Here is a 14,491-nt window from a genome sequence, read left to right as displayed (position 1 = left end):
AACAAGACTATCTTCGTAACTCTATAATCGTCGACATCATCTCATCGACTGTAGAGAGAAACTTGGCGGATGATTCAAAGCCTCTCTGGTATTGAATGAGACTGATCATCTCTTCCTCAAGGGATACGCCGACTAAGCCATCTCGGAAATTCTCCAGTTGATTCATGGCGTCTTCGGCGCCCTTCAGGGATAATTGATTTTGATTGCTTTCAACACCAACTTTTGCGGTAATTTTGCCGTAAAGTGAAGTGAAACTGTCGACGCCATTGATCAAGTAATTATCACCGATGTTGGAAAGAATGAGGGCATTCCTGTTGTCGCCAGGGGCCACTATGCCTGGTGGTGGGCCCGGATCGGGGGCAGCTCCTGCGGCGATCTTTGCCGGATCGGTTATAACGACAGCGATGTGTCGTGCAGCGCCGGCGTATTCTGCCGCGGTCGGTGCCGGGCCGGGAGGAGATGCGACGTAATTGGGCGGCATGTTAAATAACAGATTCCCGGTACTTGAATCGAGTGCTCCGCCGGCCTGATGCTGCAGGTTTACCTGTACGCTCAGTTCATAGGCAAGCTTATCCAGTTCTCCGGCCAGTTCCGGGATTAAGGTGTCGCGGACGCTCATTAGTCCTTGAAAAGCTCCTCCTAGGTTCCGGGCATTGAGATCCCTGGTAACCCCGCCTGCGTGGAGTTGAAGGGTAAGATCCGATCCTATCACCTCGCCGGAGATGGACATCGGCAGAATGCCTTGCACCAGCGGTAAGCCGCCGGGAAGGGTCACTGCTAACATGCCATTCGCATCCTCGGTGGTTTGTGCACCAAGGGTTTTCGCTAATTCCTTGGCAACCGCATCCCGCTGGTCTCTCGGGCTATTTGCTGATTGACCGGAAATCTCAATAGTGAAAATGCGTTCATTAAGGTCGGCAATTTCCCGTATTTGGGAATTTACCTCATCAAGTTTGGAAAGGAGCGTATCATTGATATTCCCGGTGATGGCGTTGAGGTCATTAATGGCGTTATTGAAACTGGTTGACAGCACTTCCCCTTGGAGAATGACATTGTTTCTTTGCACGAGGTCGCTCGGGTCGGCTGACAATTCCTGCAGAGAATCAAAAAAAACATCGATATCGGTGGAGATATTGTCTTCAGTGACGTTGAAAACGCGTTCAAGTTCTGAAAGAGGCCTGGTTAATGCGTCTTGGTATCCAAAGTCGTTTGCCTTTCGTTCGATCTGCTTGTCGATGAATACATCATGATCGCGGCTGACGTTGGAAATTTTCACTCCCTGGCCGATAAAGAAATTTCCGAAGTTCATCGCCGGATAGGTCTGAAACTCGGCCTTTTGCCGTGAGTACCCTTCGGTATTGACATTGGAGATATTGTTGCCGGTAATCTCTATCGATTTCTGATTGACTTCAAGAGAGGTTTTGCCGGCGTTGAGTGCATTAAGTAGACCTGCCATTTCAGATCCTCCCTGAGAGGAGGCGGCCATTGACCTGGGACGCAACCGAGTAGCCGTGGGCAGAATAGGTTGAGGTCACGGTTTTCTGGCCAAAAAACTCCATTGTTTGTCTGATCCATCCGAGAGTCGATTTAAAGAGAAAGGCGTTGCGGCGATTTTCTGAGCGGATCTGGGCGGCGATTGGTTTGTCCTGCTCGTCGATAACCTTGACGTGGGCCAGCACCTTGACGATATCTTCCTTCGCTTGCATGGCCTCAATCATCCCCTGCATGTCAAGAGCCTTGGCGCACTCTCTTTCCTGAAGAATGACGTCGCGGAGGCGGACGAGATAGTCGTGTGTGGTCTTGGTTTCCATGTTATCTATTCTCAACTAAGAATTGTAACAATGAGGCGGAGACTTTTTGCAGATCCGGCTGGTATGAGCCATCCTTGATCTGAGCTTGCAACTCTTTCACTCGTGCAGCCCGCTCCACATCGCCACTGGCCGTTGCCGACTGTGCCCGATGAACATCCTGAAGTACTGAGGAAAACTGTACTTTGTCTTCTCCCCCACCTTCAATCTTCTTGTCGCCTTTAATATTCTGCGACTTTTTCAGACTGCCGATTTGTCCCGGACCGCCGACTCCAAAAAATTCTACGCTCATGACGTCACCTGTGTTTACGCTTGTTGACTGGATTCAACTCCTGCCCAGTCATCCAGTTTTTTCATAACTGCATCGTAGGTGTCATACGATATATCGGGAAGCCAGCCGCCAAAGGCATCATACGCTTCCTGGAATCCTTGCTCCACCCCCGCCCGAATGGCGTCGAGCCTTGCGGGATCACCGCCGGCTATGCCGACCGCCAGATCAAAAATACGTTGTGAGGTTTTTTCTACTCCAAAATACCCGTCATCCGCAACCAACTCTTGGGCTTCTTCCGAAGTTAGGGTGTTGAGATCGATTTCGGCATCGTCGGCAACGAATTTGGCGTCGATTCCCTGATCCTTCAAGATATTGATTACCAGGCCGCGCAACAGATCGAACCCGTCGGCCTGATTGCCTTGCAGGGTCATCGAGCTGTCATATGTCAACACTGATTCCGTACTATAGGAGAGAGTGACCGTATCCGTCGTCAGATTAAAGCTCTCCTGTTGCCTGAGCTGACCGCTCTGCTGGTATGTGGCTATATTTCCTGCTTGACGACTGGGGGTGTTGATCGCCGGCTGGTATGCGCTTATGTTGCTGGTATCTATCATTTTATTGCCTCCCTGCGAAGTGAGCCGTGCTTCCGTGCACTGTGTTTAAGTCTGTATCCTGTCGGGATACGGTCTTTCTTTGTTTTTATTATCGGCGCTCGCCCTGGAAAAGTTTAGTACCTTAGAAATTCATTCTTGCTTTTTAAGGATGAATTTCGTGAAGGTACTTATCCCAGTAAAGAAGGGGTTAGTACCTTAGAAATTCATTCTTGCTTTTTAAGGATGAATTTCGTGAAGGTGGCTTTTCCCTGGGAAGGGGAGGTAAAAAGGAATCCACCGATGGGTTGGAAAGGCGGTGGGAGGTCGATGGCGTTATCTGGTCAAGGCTGTTTTTTCTTTTCGATAACGGCGGCCATTTGTTTGTACATTGCCTCAGCGATGCCAAGACTTTTGCTCTGGCTGGCGGCCTTCGCCGTTTCGCTGTCGAGCATATCCCGGAAAATTTCCGACGCGGTGTCCTTTTCAAAGAGCCCGCCATCCATTACCGATTTGCGCATAGCCTTTTGCATCTCCATAAGGAGCATAGCCTCGAACTCCTGGCTCGATTTTTTTAAGGAAGCCAGATCCTTTGCCTTGCGGTCTGTGACCGGTTGGCTTGAACGGCTAGCTGTGATGCGGGGATCGATTTGAAAATCCATGGTTTTCCTGTAGTAAGATTAAAGGATAATCAGCTCGCCGTGCAGGGAGCCGGAGGCCTTGATCGCCTGGAAGATGGCAATGAGGTCCCTGGGGGTCGCGCCGATGGCGTTGAGGGCATTGGCAATTTCGCCGATCGACACACCCTTTTTCATGTCGAGAAGCACAAGCTGTCCATCTTCTTCAACAACCGTTGCCTTGGTTTTCGGGGTGATGACGGTTTGTCCTTCAGCTAAGGGATTGGGCTGGGAAACAGTGGCGTCATCACGGATAATAAGGCTCAGGTTGCCATGGGATACGGCAACAGTCGACAATCGAACGTCCCGGCCCATGACGATGGTTCCGGTCCGCTCATTGACTACCACCCGTGCCGGGGCATCGGTCTCGACCTCAAGTACCTCGACCGCCGCTACAAAAGTCACGACATCTTCTTTGAATTGCTCAGGAATCGCCACTTTTACAGTGCCGGAAGGATCGGCGAAGGCGGTGCCCGGGCCAAAACTTTTATTGATTGTTTCTGCCATGTTGGCGGTAGTGGTAAAGTCGGCATTGCGCAGCTGATATTCCAGCCGGCCGCCGGCACCGAGATCACTGGTCAAAGAACGCTCGATGATTGCCCCGCCGGAGATGCTGCCGACGGTTGGATGGTTTTTTTGCACCTGCGCCGCCTTGCCGCCAAAGGCAAAGGAGCCGGTCGACAGTGAGCCCTGGGCGACAGCGTAGACGTTGCCGTCCGGCCCGACCAGCGGGGTCATGAGCAGGGTGCCGCCGGCAAGGCTTTTTGAGTCACCCATTGACGAGACCTGGATATCGATAGTCGACCCGGATTTGGCAAAGGGCGGCAGGGTGGCGGTAACCATGACCGCGGCAACGTTTTTGACCTTGATGTCGTTCATGCTGTCGGGGTTGATGGTGATGCCGTGTCTGGTCATCATATTGTATACGGCCTGGAGGGTGAAGACCGACTTCTTCATGTCATCGCCGGTGCCGTTCAGGCCGGTGATCAGGCCGTAGCCTAGGAGCTGGTTGTTGCGAACGCCGTGCAGCTGCGCCAGATCCTTCACCCTGGCTGCGTCAGCAAGGGGAGGGGCACAGAGGAAAAATGTCATGATCAGGGCAAGGAGAGTTTTCATGCCGTACACCGAGATATCATTTGATTTCTAATCGTTATTCCTGCAACCGATCCATCAGAACGGCCAGACATAATCAAGCATGCGCATTGCCCAGCCGGGTTCCTGTTTGTCGCTGATTGCGCCTTTGCCGGTATAGCTGATCCGGGCATTGAGAATCTTCGTGGAGTTGACGGTATTGTCGGAGGTGATGTCCACCGGTCTGACAATGCCGGTCAGATAGATGATCTGCACCTCGTTGTTGACCATAACCTCCTTGCCGCCGCGGATCTTCAGTTGGCCGTTGGGGTAGCGACCGACCACCTGGGTGGTGAGAAAGGCACTCAGATCCTCTTTGCGGGTGGTGGTGCCGTTGCCGTCAAAACCGTTGGCAAAATCGGCATTCACCAGATTCTGGATATCAATAGGGTTGTGGCTTTTGGCCCAAATCTTGTCATTCTCCAAACCGAAGAAATTGGGAATAGAGGCCGACATATTGCTGGTGCGTTTTGTCGAGGTGGTTGCTTCCTTGGAGGCGCTGGCCTTTTCGGAGATGATTACCGTGACGATATCGCCGACATCCCGGCCTTTGCGGTCGGCAAACATCGAATGGTTGCTCTCCCGCCACAATGATCCGGGCTCGTTGCTTTCGACTACCGGCGGCTCGATCTCCTCAAGCGGTTCACGAATCGCCATCGGAGGTTTTTCCGGTAGGGCGCAGGAGCTAAGAAACAAGAGCGCTGCCAGGGATAAAAGAAGATTTTTCATATCACAAAATGACCTCCACCGTGCCTGGCGCTGCAACGCGGCCATAAATGGTTTTATTGGAGTTGAGATTTTGCACCTTAATCATCTCGTCAAGTTTGCCGTCATTGTGGGCAAAGCCGGTTGCCGTAAGGTGCAGCGCCCCGGATGTCACAATAATCCTGACCTTTTGGCCGCGTTTAATAATCGGCAGGGCCTCAATCATGGAGGTGGCTATCGGGCTGCCGGCAGCTAATGGTCTTACGAGCTGCATGCCGACAACTTCATCCGGGGAAAGTGCAGTATTGGCATTTTCACCTATGTTCATGGTGGCCATTTTCAGGTGTTGCGGACGGAGGATGAGGCCCTTTTTCAGTGGTTCCGAGGCGGTAACGACTTCGGCGAGAGCCTCGATTTTGCCCCGGACTGACATGTTTCTCACTACCTTGTCGTCGACCTTAAAGATAATCGCCATACTGGAACTGCCTAAAATCGCAGGGTTGGACGGTATGACCTCATAGTCAAGGTTGCCCTTGGGGATGGTAAAGGGCAGGGGCAGGGATTGGGCGATAAACTGGATTTCAGCCTTTGGCAGGTTTTTCTTATTGGCCTCAATAAACTCGGCAATAATTTCCTTAATCCGATCGGGCGAAATAATGACACCTTCTCGGCTGACACTGATAGTTCCCGATCCCCCCCAGGAGGTGTCGCCTGGCAGAGAATGATTTGAGGCAAAACCCTGTTTGATATTTTGGGCGCGAAGAAAGAGGGATTCTCCTGGTGGTGGCGCCTGGCCGATCGGCTGGGTGGCTAAGGCCTCCGTCAGAGAAGTCTGCTCGTCAAAGGTCGCCACATCACCTAGTCGGATAACCGAATCGGTGACTTGGGCCCTTTTGTTGAAGGTGATCTCAAGCGCCGGAGCAACACGTGCCGAAGAGAAAAAGAGCACCATTATGAGCAGAAATCGGATCATCATTAGATCAGGTTGTTGGTTGTTTGCATCATCTCATCAGAGGTTTGAATGGTCTTTGAGTTGATTTCATAAGCCCTCTGGGTGGTGATCATACTGGCCAGTTCCTCGACGATATTAACGTTGGAACCCTCCAGGTAGGTTTGCAGCAATGTGCCGTAGCCGTCGCTGCCGGGAACCCCGGTTTGCGGGGTTCCGGAGGCGGCGGTTTCGGCAAAAAGGTTCTTGCCGATGGCGGATAGGCCGCTGTTATTGGTAAAACTTGCCAGCTCGATGGTACCGATTTCTGTTGAGACCGTATCGGCGCCGATTATGGCGCTGACGATGCCGCTGTCACTGATGGTAATCTGCCGAGAACCATCGGGAAGTGTTATCGCTGGGAGAATCGGATAGCCATCGGAGGTGGTCAGCCGGCCGTTGCTGTCGCGCTTCAGGGCGCCGCAGCGGGTATAACCGGTGTTGCCGTTCGGCATGCTAACCTGGATAAAACCTTCACCTTCGATGGCCACGTCGAGCTCGTTTAAGGTCTGGATAAGATCTCCCTGGGAGAATACCTTCGACACGGCTGCAGGCCTGACGCCAAGACCTACCAGAATGCCGGTTGGCGATTCAGTATCGGCGGAACTTTGGCTGCCGGGTACCTTCATCGTCTGGTAAAGAAGGTCCTGGAAATCGGCTCTGCTCTTTTTAAAGCCGTTAGTGCTGACGTTGGCGAGGTTGTTGGAGATAACGTCGATATTGAGTTGCTGACTGTGCATGCCGGTCGTGCCGGTCCAAAGTGAACGGATCATTGGAGTTCCTTTTGCAGGTTAAATGTCTGTCGTCTCAGGCTTAGCCGAGGGTGCCGAGGTCATCTTGCGTCTCGCTGATTGCCGAGTAACTTTTCAGTACCTTATGGTAGGTCTCAAAGGCACGGTAACTATCAATCATCTGGGTCAATTCCGAGGACATGTTGATGTTTGACTGTTCAAGGCTACCCTGGATCAACCGGGCGGTCGTGCTTGGTTGTTCAGTGCCGCCCTGGGCCAGGGAAAAGGCGGTATCGGATTCACGTTTCAGTTGTTTTTTGTCGGCAATCTCGGCGATTGCAACTTTGCCGACCTCCGAACGTGCCCCCTGTGGGCCGAGGGTAAAGATCGTGCCGTCATCCCCAACGGCTATCCGGCTGGTATCGGTATCAGGGATGGTGATTTGGCCATTGGCCTCATCAAGCACTGGCAGGCCGTTACTGGTCATGAGCAGGCCTTGGGCATTAATCATGAAATCACCGCGTCTGGTATATAGCGGGCCGTTTGCGCCCTGAACCTTGAAAAAACCATCGCCGTGTATGGCAAAGTTGAGGGGGTCATCGGTTTGTCGAATCGGGCCGCTGGAAAAATCGCTGAAATTTTGGCGGACCCGGCTGTAATTGATCCCTCGTGCTTCTTGTGTCTGCTTTTCGCCGCGGAGTATGGCTTCAAAACTGACCTGCGACCGGCGATAGCCGCTGGTACTGATGTTCGCAAGATTGTTGCTGATATTGCTGATCGCCTGTTCTCTTGCTATCGCCCCGGATAGGGCGCTGTATTTTCCGGATACCATATTCTTCTCCTGACACCCTAAAAGGGGGGATGAATCTCTTGTTGTTGCACTTCTTATCGGTTTCCGGCGGGCAAAACTTAACCCTTCGGAGGCAACTTTATCCTTTTAATTTCCTTGGGCAATTTTTGCCAAAGTCATTACCTGATTGGCCTCATGGGTAGAGATTGTCAGTACCTGGGCAATTTCTTCAACGGACAGGCCTTTTTCGGCAAGTGAGTGGATATAGCTATATCGTTCCGGGGTGTTGCGAGACATCTCCGGGGTATGGATATGGGCAAGACGCGGTTTTTGCAGTTTTGTCGTCAGCTCAGCCTCGCCCATGCTGTTCTGGAAGTTACCGATTTTCTCATGGCTTTCCTGGAGACGCAGGAAGTTTTGCCGGGTTCGTTCGAGGGAAATTGACGTTTCGGTGAGTTGTTCGGCCAGAAGGGTATTTTCTTTTTTCAGGGCAAAGGCCTTGAGTACTGCGCCCAAAAACAACACCATGGCGACCACGAAAAGATAGAAAAAAAAGTTCAATTCCACAGTGATGCCTCCTGGGTTGGGGAAAGATGCGGGGATCTTGATTTGGAAATGGAACTATAGCCGAGTATCCAATTTGGATTTCAACTTGATCAGGGCCTGGCTGTGCAATTGGCTTACCCGGCCTTCGGAAAGCTCCATGGCCTCGGCAATTTCTTTTTGGGTAAGCTCTTCGTAGTAATAAAGAGAAATTACCAATCGTTCCTTTTCTGAGAGCTGACCAAGAACCTGGGCAATAGCGGTGGTCAGTTGCTGGTCCTCAATCCTTGCCCCGGGCAAGGAGCCAGGCCGTTCGTCGGTGAGGTTATCGAGAAAGGATTGGCCTTCTTCAGAATGATCAAGGGTTTCATGGAGACTGACGCAACCAAGATGGCTGACCTCGACGAGAACCGAGCGGTACTCTTCCAGGGAAAGATCCATGGCTTTGGCAATTTCGTGGTCTTCCGGATCACGGCCCAGCTTCAGTTCCAGGTCGCTGACGGTTTTGCCGATCTTGTTCTGCTTGTCGCGAAGTGATCTGGAAAACCAGTCGAGTTTGCGCATTTCATCGAGGATTGCGCCACGGATCCGGTATTCCGCAAAGGTCTTGAAAAGGATATTCTTGCTGGCGTCGAACTTGTTTGCTGCATCAAGAAGTCCAAGCATTCCGGCACTTTTGATGTCATCCCGGTTCATAAAGGAAGGAACCTGGGTCACCATCCTCCGGGAAATTATATCAACCAGATATAGGTGATCGTGGATGAGCTGGGTGCGGTTTTCGATTTGAGGAGTATGATTGTAGAGCATGGGCCTCTCCTATCCCCCCATATGCAGCAACTTTTTCCAGAAGAACTGGAGATTACCCTTTGGCGAGGCCTGGGTTGGCTCGGAACAGATGCGACCGGCCAGCTGGCGAAATGCCTGGGTGATTTTTGATCCCGGATAGAGTTCGCTGATAACCTTTTGTTTGCGAATTGACTCGACCATCTGCCTGTCGGCCGGGATTGAACCCAAATAATCTATTGAAATATCAAGATATCTATTGGCAACCATGGTCAATTTCCGGTAGACATCAAGGGCGTCCTCTTCAGTCTCTATCTGGTTGACCACCAAATTAAAGTTCTTCTCATGATACTGCGTCGACAGCAGTTTCATCAAGGCGTAGGCATCTGTAATTGCCGTCGGATCGGGTGTGGTGATGACCAGTATCTCCTGGGCCGCAGTATTAAAATAAGTAACATTTTCAGAAATACCCGCCTCGGTATCGATCAGAACAAAATCAAAGTGGTTCTGCATGGCATCGAGACCGTCGAGAAGGCGCATCTTCTGTTGCGAATTGAGGTTGGTAAAATTTTGGATACCCGAGCCGGCAGGAAGGATCTTGATTCCCATCGGTCCCTCGACCATGATCGTTTGCAGATCCTGTTCGCCGGTAAAGAAATGGTTGAGATTAAAGGTTGGCGAGATACCGAAGACAACATCGATATTAGCCAGACCGAGATCGGCATCGAGGATAAGCACCCGCTTGCCCATCGAGGCGAGGACGTAGGCCAGGTTGGCGACCAAGGCGGTTTTGCCGACGCCACCCTTGCCGCTGGTGATTGCGTAGACGCTGGTGGGCTGATCGTCTTTTTGCTGTACCTGGCCGGGGCGAGTGGTGTTGAGATCCCGGAGGGTCTTGGCCTGATCGGCCGCCGGGCGGGAGATATTAGTCATGCATTGATCCTTCCTTTGGAGACATGATCAGTTCTGCGGCAATCTGTGGACTCGCCACAAGCAGGTCTTCCGGAACCCGTTGGCCGTTGGCGAAAAACGACAGGGGATTGGCATTTTGTATCTGAACATTAAGCAATATTCCAAGATTGGCGCACTCATCAATCTTGGTAAAAATTGTATGGGTGACACCGAGGCCTTGGAAACGAGCAATAGCATCAAGAAGCTCATACTCCCGGGTGGTGGCTGACAGTACCAGATGCTTGTCAATGTTCAGCTCAGGCTTGAGAAAGGAGGCCAGCTCATCGATGCAGTAGCTATCGCGAGGGCTGCGGCCGGCGGTATCGATGAGGATGAGTTCCTTGTCGCTATGCCTGGCAATGGCTTTCTCCAATTGTTCCGCGGTTATGACCACATCGACCGGCAGATGCATAATCTCTCCGTAGACCTTCAGTTGCTCAACCGCAGCGATACGGTAGGTGTCGATGGTGATAAGAGCGATGGAATTGGAGTATCTGCTCAGATACGATGCGGCGATCTTGGCAAGGGTTGTGGTCTTGCCGACTCCGGTCGGGCCAACCAGGGCAATACGCTGTTGAACGTTCCTGGTGGAGAAGGGCGGAGGGCTGACCTGAATAAGATCTTCGATGGTGCCCTTGATTGCCGCCTGGACCCGTTCCGGGCTGCTCAGTTCCTGTTCGGTAAGGCTTTCCCTGAGAAATCCCGCAATAGTCCTTGATGTTTCGACGTTTATTCCTCGTTCGACAAGCAGAGAAAGGACATGGTCGCCATGCACGGTAGTTGCGTTGAAGCGATTGGCGAAGTCGCTCTCTCTAACCTTTAATTGCCGGCCGGTGGTCGCCGATTCTTCTTTATCGGCAATTTGCGAGATCTTGCCGGCCAGGTTTTTTACCAAGTCCTTCAGCTCATTGACTTCGTTTTGCAGATCTGATTGCCGGGTATCCTCCGGGGGGGCATAAGTGCTTTCTTGCTTACGGTCAGGAGCGACGAATGGCGCCGGGGCAGCGGCTTTCTGATGGAGAAATTCAGAAACCGGGTCATCGACTACATGGCGGAAGCGGTTGGTATGTATCTTTTGGCCATTCGTCGATTCTCGTTGCCTGGAGGTTTGGTGGGCTTTTGCTCCGGCTGTTTCTTTGGGGAAATCAGAGTCGATGGCTGCGGTGATCTCAAGCATGGGTTTGCCCATTAGGCCAAGCTTGCCGTTGCGGATGGTCCTTGTCGAGAGTATCAGGGCCTCGGGGCCCAGCTCCTGTTTGACCATTTTCAGCGCAGATGCCATGTCTACTGCTTCAAAGACTCTAACTTGCATCGAGTGTCACCGTGCCAAGAGATCTGACTTTGAGGTTTGGAGTGACTTCGTTGTGAGAGATGATCGTCAGCGCCGGGTAGTAGCGCTCAGTCAGGCTTCGCACATAGGGCCGAATCTGCGGAGCTGATAATAATACCGGTCGGCTGCCGCCTTCAAACATGGTGATGGCCTTGCCGATGGAGTCGAGAATGCGCTGAGCGATAATCGGGTCAATGGCGAGATAGCCGCCGGTCTCTTTATGTTGCACCGAATTGCGAATGGCATCTTCAGCCGGCCGCGACAAGGTGATAACCGGAATGACGCCGTTTACCGCCAGATCACTGCTGATCGTCCTCGCCAGGGCGTGACGGACATATTCAGTCAGGACATCGGTATCTTGCGTCGCCGCTGCCCAGTCGGCCATGGTTTCGAGAATTGTCCGTAGGTCGCGGATCGACACGCCTTCTTTCAGCAGATTTTGCAGGACGCGCATGATTGTCCCAAGTGACAGGACGGTTGGAATGAGATCTTCAACGAGCTTCGGATAGGCCTTGGCCAGGTTGTCGAGAAGACCCTGAACCTCCTGTCTGCCAATCAGTTCATGGGCATGCTGCTTGATGATTTCGCTGATATGGGTGGCCATAACCGTTGTGCAATCAACGACAGTATAGCCAGCAATTTGCGCCCGGTCCTTCTTCTCCGAGGAAATCCAGATGGCCGGCAGACCAAAGGCCGGTTCGGTGGTGGCAATGCCCTTGATGGTCTCGGTGACCATGCCGGGGTCCATGGCCATGAAATGGCCGGGCAGCATTTCGGCCGTGGCGACTCGTACACCCTTGAGGGAGAAGGTGTACTGATTGGGATTTAACTGCAGATTGTCTCTGATATGTACCGGCGGCACGATGAAACCGTTATTCATGGCAAACTGCTTGCGGATGGATTGAATGCGGTTGAGAAGTTCACCATCCTGGGCTGAGTCAACAAAGGGGATAAGGCCATAGCCGACCTCAAGCTGCAGCAGATCGACATGAAGCATCTCTTCGTAATTTTCCTCGCGGCGCACCGGTGCCTGGGCAGGTTTTTCAACAACCTTCTCCTCTTCGACCTTTAGTCTCTTATCGAGTTGGAAGGCAAGTGCCGCCATGGATATGGCAAGGAGGAGAAAGGGCACAAAGGGCATGCCGGGAATGATGGCAAAGGCTAGAAGGATCGCCGACACCACCCAGAGGGCTACCGGACTGGTGGAAAACTGTTTCTTGAGGTCGGTGCCGAAATCCTTTTCACCGGTGGCCCTGGTCACCAGAAGACCAGCGGCAGTTGAGATGATCAGGGCCGGGATCTGCCCCACCAGGCCATCGCCTACCGTCAAAATGGTGTAATTGGCGGCGGCGTCGGCCATCGCCATATCCTTTTGTACAACTCCGATGATAAAGCCGGCGCCGATATTGATCATGGTAATGATGATACCGGCAATGGCATCGCCCTTAACAAACTTCGAGGCACCGTCCATGGCGCCGTGGAAATTGGCTTCCTTGGCGATTTCTTCCCGGCGCCGGCGTGCCTCATCCTCGTTAATCAATCCGGCGTTGAGATCGGCGTCGATGGCCATCTGTTTGCCGGGCATGGCGTCGAGGGTGAAACGGGCGGCAACCTCGGCAACACGGCCGGCGCCCTTGGTGATAACCATGAAGTTGATGAGAACCAGAATGACAAAGATGACCACACCAACAACATAGTTGCCGCCGACAACGAATTGACCGAAGGCCTGGATTACTGTTCCGGCGGCTCCCGGCCCCTCGTCACCATGCATGAGAATGAGACGGGTTGACGCCACGTTCAGAGATAATCTGAACAGGGTGGTAACCAGCAGAATCGACGGAAAGATCGAGAATTCTGTGGCTTTGACGGTATACAGACTGAGGATGAGAATGAGCAGGGCAATGGTAATACTCAGTGTCAGGAACAGGTCGAGGATGATCGCCGGCAGGGGAATGATCATCATCATGAGGATGGCGACAAGGCCAAGGGCAGCGATAATATCGCTGCGCCCAAGCATTTGCTTGTAGTCAAAATTGGTAATGGAATTTTGAATGGTAGCCAGTTCCATCAGGGTCCTTTGCCTTTCAGTGAATACACATGGGCGAGAATCTCAGCAATGACTTTAAAGAGATGCTCGGGGATATGCTCTCCCAGATCCAATTTATGCAATAATCGAGCCACGGGTGGGTTTTCAAATATAGGGACCTTGCTGTCTGTGGCGATCTCGCGGATTTTCATGGCCAGTAAGTCGGCTCCCTTCGCCACCACTACCGGGGCATCCATCTCCTTGGCATTATAGCGAATAGCCACCGCCAGATGGGTAGGGTTAGTGACAACGACATCGGCTTTGGGAACCTCGGCCATCATGCGTTTACGTGCCATTTCCTGTTGGATGGCGCGTATTTGCGACTTAATGTGTGGGTCACCCTCACTCTGCTTAAACTCTTCCTTGAGTTCTTGTTTGGTCATCTTCATTTTCTCCTCCATCTCCCATTTGATGAACATAAAATCGAGAAATGCCAGGAGGATGAGGATGGCGCAGATCTTGCCCATGACAAGAGCTGAAATTTTGGCGAGATAGCGTAAAGTGGTTCCTATGTCGGTGTCGATGAGAATGAGGGCCTCATTGAAATGGTCAAGAATAGTTGAATAGGCAACCCAACCAATGAGGCACACCTTCAATAATGATTTGAGGAGTTCGATCATTGATCTCTTTGAAAAGAACCGGGCCATGCCCCCTATGGGATCGAGCTTTGAAAAATCCGGAATAAGCGGATTGCTGGTGAGAAGCCAGCCGAATTGCGCGAAACTGGAAAGAAATGAAACAAGGACCACCACAAGAAACAGGGGGGCGAGGAGAAGACCAATTTTCTGCAAAAGAAAGGTCGCAAGGGAAATAGTAGAGGTGGCGGTGAGTTGGTATTCACCGCTTGCCTGCCAGATGGAGAAGATAAGTTCTATAAAAGATTTCCAGAAAATCGGCAGATACATCAGCCAAAATAGCAAGGTAATCGACAGCAGGGCCGCAGTTTGCACCTCTTTGCTTTGAGCAACCTGGCCCTTCTTCCGGAAATCCTCTCGCCGTTTCGATGAGGGTTCTTCCGTCCGTTCGCCGCCACTGGGGCTGTCTTCTGCCATTATTTATCGAAGGTCCTTGTTTGATGATCTTGTTTGCAGGGGGACACAATTCACT

16 protein-coding genes are annotated in these 14,491 nt (G+C 52.1%); all 16 read right to left on the bottom strand.

Annotated features, from left to right (window positions below):
* Window positions 1–7: 7 nt before the first annotated feature.
* Entirely contained in the window at window positions 8–1,456 is a 1,449-nt protein-coding gene (gene flgK / locus OEL83_13070) for a flagellar hook-associated protein FlgK (GenBank protein ID MDK9707974.1), read from the bottom strand.
* 1 nt (window position 1,457) lies between these two features.
* Window positions 1,458–1,811: a flagellar protein FlgN gene (locus OEL83_13065; GenBank protein ID MDK9707973.1), complete on the bottom strand. Its 354-nt coding sequence runs from the start codon at window positions 1,809–1,811 to the stop codon at window positions 1,458–1,460.
* A 1-nt stretch (window position 1,812) separates the two neighbouring features.
* Window positions 1,813–2,100 carry a flagellar biosynthesis anti-sigma factor FlgM gene (gene flgM, locus OEL83_13060; protein MDK9707972.1) on the bottom strand — a complete coding sequence of 96 codons (288 nt, stop codon included), beginning with the start codon at window positions 2,098–2,100 and terminating at the stop codon, window positions 1,813–1,815.
* A 14-nt stretch (window positions 2,101–2,114) separates the two neighbouring features.
* Window positions 2,115–2,693: a hypothetical protein gene (locus tag OEL83_13055; protein MDK9707971.1), complete on the bottom strand. Its 579-nt coding sequence runs from the start codon at window positions 2,691–2,693 to the stop codon at window positions 2,115–2,117.
* Window positions 2,694–3,013: 320 nt separating this feature from the next.
* Complete coding sequence (locus OEL83_13050; GenBank protein ID MDK9707970.1) at window positions 3,014–3,331, bottom strand: rod-binding protein; 318 nt, start codon at window positions 3,329–3,331, stop codon at window positions 3,014–3,016.
* An 18-nt stretch (window positions 3,332–3,349) separates the two neighbouring features.
* Window positions 3,350–4,462, bottom strand: a complete 1,113-nt coding sequence (locus OEL83_13045; protein ID MDK9707969.1) for a flagellar basal body P-ring protein FlgI — start codon at window positions 4,460–4,462, stop codon at window positions 3,350–3,352.
* Between the two features lie 54 nt (window positions 4,463–4,516).
* Complete coding sequence (locus OEL83_13040) at window positions 4,517–5,206, bottom strand: flagellar basal body L-ring protein FlgH (GenBank protein MDK9707968.1); 690 nt, start codon at window positions 5,204–5,206, stop codon at window positions 4,517–4,519.
* Between the two features lies 1 nt (window position 5,207).
* Window positions 5,208–6,158, bottom strand: a complete 951-nt coding sequence (gene flgA, locus OEL83_13035) for a flagellar basal body P-ring formation chaperone FlgA (protein ID MDK9707967.1) — start codon at window positions 6,156–6,158, stop codon at window positions 5,208–5,210.
* A complete protein-coding gene (flgG, locus tag OEL83_13030) occupies window positions 6,158–6,943 on the bottom strand; it encodes a flagellar basal-body rod protein FlgG (protein ID MDK9707966.1) in 786 nt (261 codons plus the stop codon). The genes flgA and flgG overlap by 1 nt, the downstream gene beginning before the upstream one ends.
* A gap of 40 nt (window positions 6,944–6,983) precedes the next feature.
* Complete coding sequence (flgF, locus tag OEL83_13025) at window positions 6,984–7,733, bottom strand: flagellar basal-body rod protein FlgF (GenBank protein MDK9707965.1); 750 nt, start codon at window positions 7,731–7,733, stop codon at window positions 6,984–6,986.
* A gap of 105 nt (window positions 7,734–7,838) precedes the next feature.
* Window positions 7,839–8,258 carry a hypothetical protein gene (locus OEL83_13020; protein MDK9707964.1) on the bottom strand — a complete coding sequence of 140 codons (420 nt, stop codon included), beginning with the start codon at window positions 8,256–8,258 and terminating at the stop codon, window positions 7,839–7,841.
* Window positions 8,259–8,312: 54 nt separating this feature from the next.
* Window positions 8,313–9,041, bottom strand: coding sequence for a FliA/WhiG family RNA polymerase sigma factor (locus tag OEL83_13015; GenBank protein ID MDK9707963.1), 729 nt, complete (start codon window positions 9,039–9,041; stop codon window positions 8,313–8,315).
* Window positions 9,042–9,050: 9 nt separating this feature from the next.
* The gene (locus OEL83_13010; GenBank protein MDK9707962.1) at window positions 9,051–9,950 is read right to left on the bottom strand and encodes a MinD/ParA family protein; all 900 of its coding nucleotides are present in this window, start codon (window positions 9,948–9,950) and stop codon (window positions 9,051–9,053) included.
* The gene (gene flhF / locus OEL83_13005; GenBank protein MDK9707961.1) at window positions 9,943–11,250 is read right to left on the bottom strand and encodes a flagellar biosynthesis protein FlhF; all 1,308 of its coding nucleotides are present in this window, start codon (window positions 11,248–11,250) and stop codon (window positions 9,943–9,945) included. The genes OEL83_13010 and flhF overlap by 8 nt, the downstream gene beginning before the upstream one ends.
* A 19-nt stretch (window positions 11,251–11,269) precedes the next feature.
* Window positions 11,270–13,366, bottom strand: coding sequence for a flagellar biosynthesis protein FlhA (gene flhA / locus OEL83_13000; protein ID MDK9707960.1), 2,097 nt, complete (start codon window positions 13,364–13,366; stop codon window positions 11,270–11,272).
* Window positions 13,366–14,436 carry a flagellar biosynthesis protein FlhB gene (flhB, locus tag OEL83_12995; protein ID MDK9707959.1) on the bottom strand — a complete coding sequence of 357 codons (1,071 nt, stop codon included), beginning with the start codon at window positions 14,434–14,436 and terminating at the stop codon, window positions 13,366–13,368. The genes flhA and flhB overlap by 1 nt, the downstream gene beginning before the upstream one ends.
* Window positions 14,437–14,491: the final 55 nt, after the last annotated feature.

This window comes from Desulforhopalus sp. (assembly GCA_030247675.1).
Taxonomy (GTDB): domain Bacteria; phylum Desulfobacterota; class Desulfobulbia; order Desulfobulbales; family Desulfocapsaceae; genus Desulforhopalus_A.
This window is presented reverse-complemented; position numbering and strand designations above follow the sequence as displayed.

Coding starts and splice junctions, on each gene's coding strand:
- flgK (MDK9707974.1), bottom strand. CDS start 1,456: ATGGCAGGTCTACTTAATGCACTCAACGCCGGCAAAACCTCTCTTGAA.
- OEL83_13065 (MDK9707973.1), bottom strand. CDS start 1,811: ATGGAAACCAAGACCACACACGACTATCTCGTCCGCCTCCGCGACGTC.
- flgM (MDK9707972.1), bottom strand. CDS start 2,100: ATGAGCGTAGAATTTTTTGGAGTCGGCGGTCCGGGACAAATCGGCAGT.
- OEL83_13055 (MDK9707971.1), bottom strand. CDS start 2,693: ATGATAGATACCAGCAACATAAGCGCATACCAGCCGGCGATCAACACC.
- OEL83_13050 (MDK9707970.1), bottom strand. CDS start 3,331: ATGGATTTTCAAATCGATCCCCGCATCACAGCTAGCCGTTCAAGCCAA.
- OEL83_13045 (MDK9707969.1), bottom strand. CDS start 4,462: ATGAAAACTCTCCTTGCCCTGATCATGACATTTTTCCTCTGTGCCCCT.
- OEL83_13040 (MDK9707968.1), bottom strand. CDS start 5,206: ATGAAAAATCTTCTTTTATCCCTGGCAGCGCTCTTGTTTCTTAGCTCC.
- flgA (MDK9707967.1), bottom strand. CDS start 6,158: ATGATGATCCGATTTCTGCTCATAATGGTGCTCTTTTTCTCTTCGGCA.
- flgG (MDK9707966.1), bottom strand. CDS start 6,943: ATGATCCGTTCACTTTGGACCGGCACGACCGGCATGCACAGTCAGCAA.
- flgF (MDK9707965.1), bottom strand. CDS start 7,733: ATGGTATCCGGAAAATACAGCGCCCTATCCGGGGCGATAGCAAGAGAA.
- OEL83_13015 (MDK9707963.1), bottom strand. CDS start 9,041: ATGCTCTACAATCATACTCCTCAAATCGAAAACCGCACCCAGCTCATC.
- OEL83_13010 (MDK9707962.1), bottom strand. CDS start 9,950: ATGACTAATATCTCCCGCCCGGCGGCCGATCAGGCCAAGACCCTCCGG.
- flhF (MDK9707961.1), bottom strand. CDS start 11,250: ATGGCATCTGCGCTGAAAATGGTCAAACAGGAGCTGGGCCCCGAGGCC.
- flhA (MDK9707960.1), bottom strand. CDS start 13,366: ATGGAACTGGCTACCATTCAAAATTCCATTACCAATTTTGACTACAAG.
- flhB (MDK9707959.1), bottom strand. CDS start 14,436: ATGGCAGAAGACAGCCCCAGTGGCGGCGAACGGACGGAAGAACCCTCA.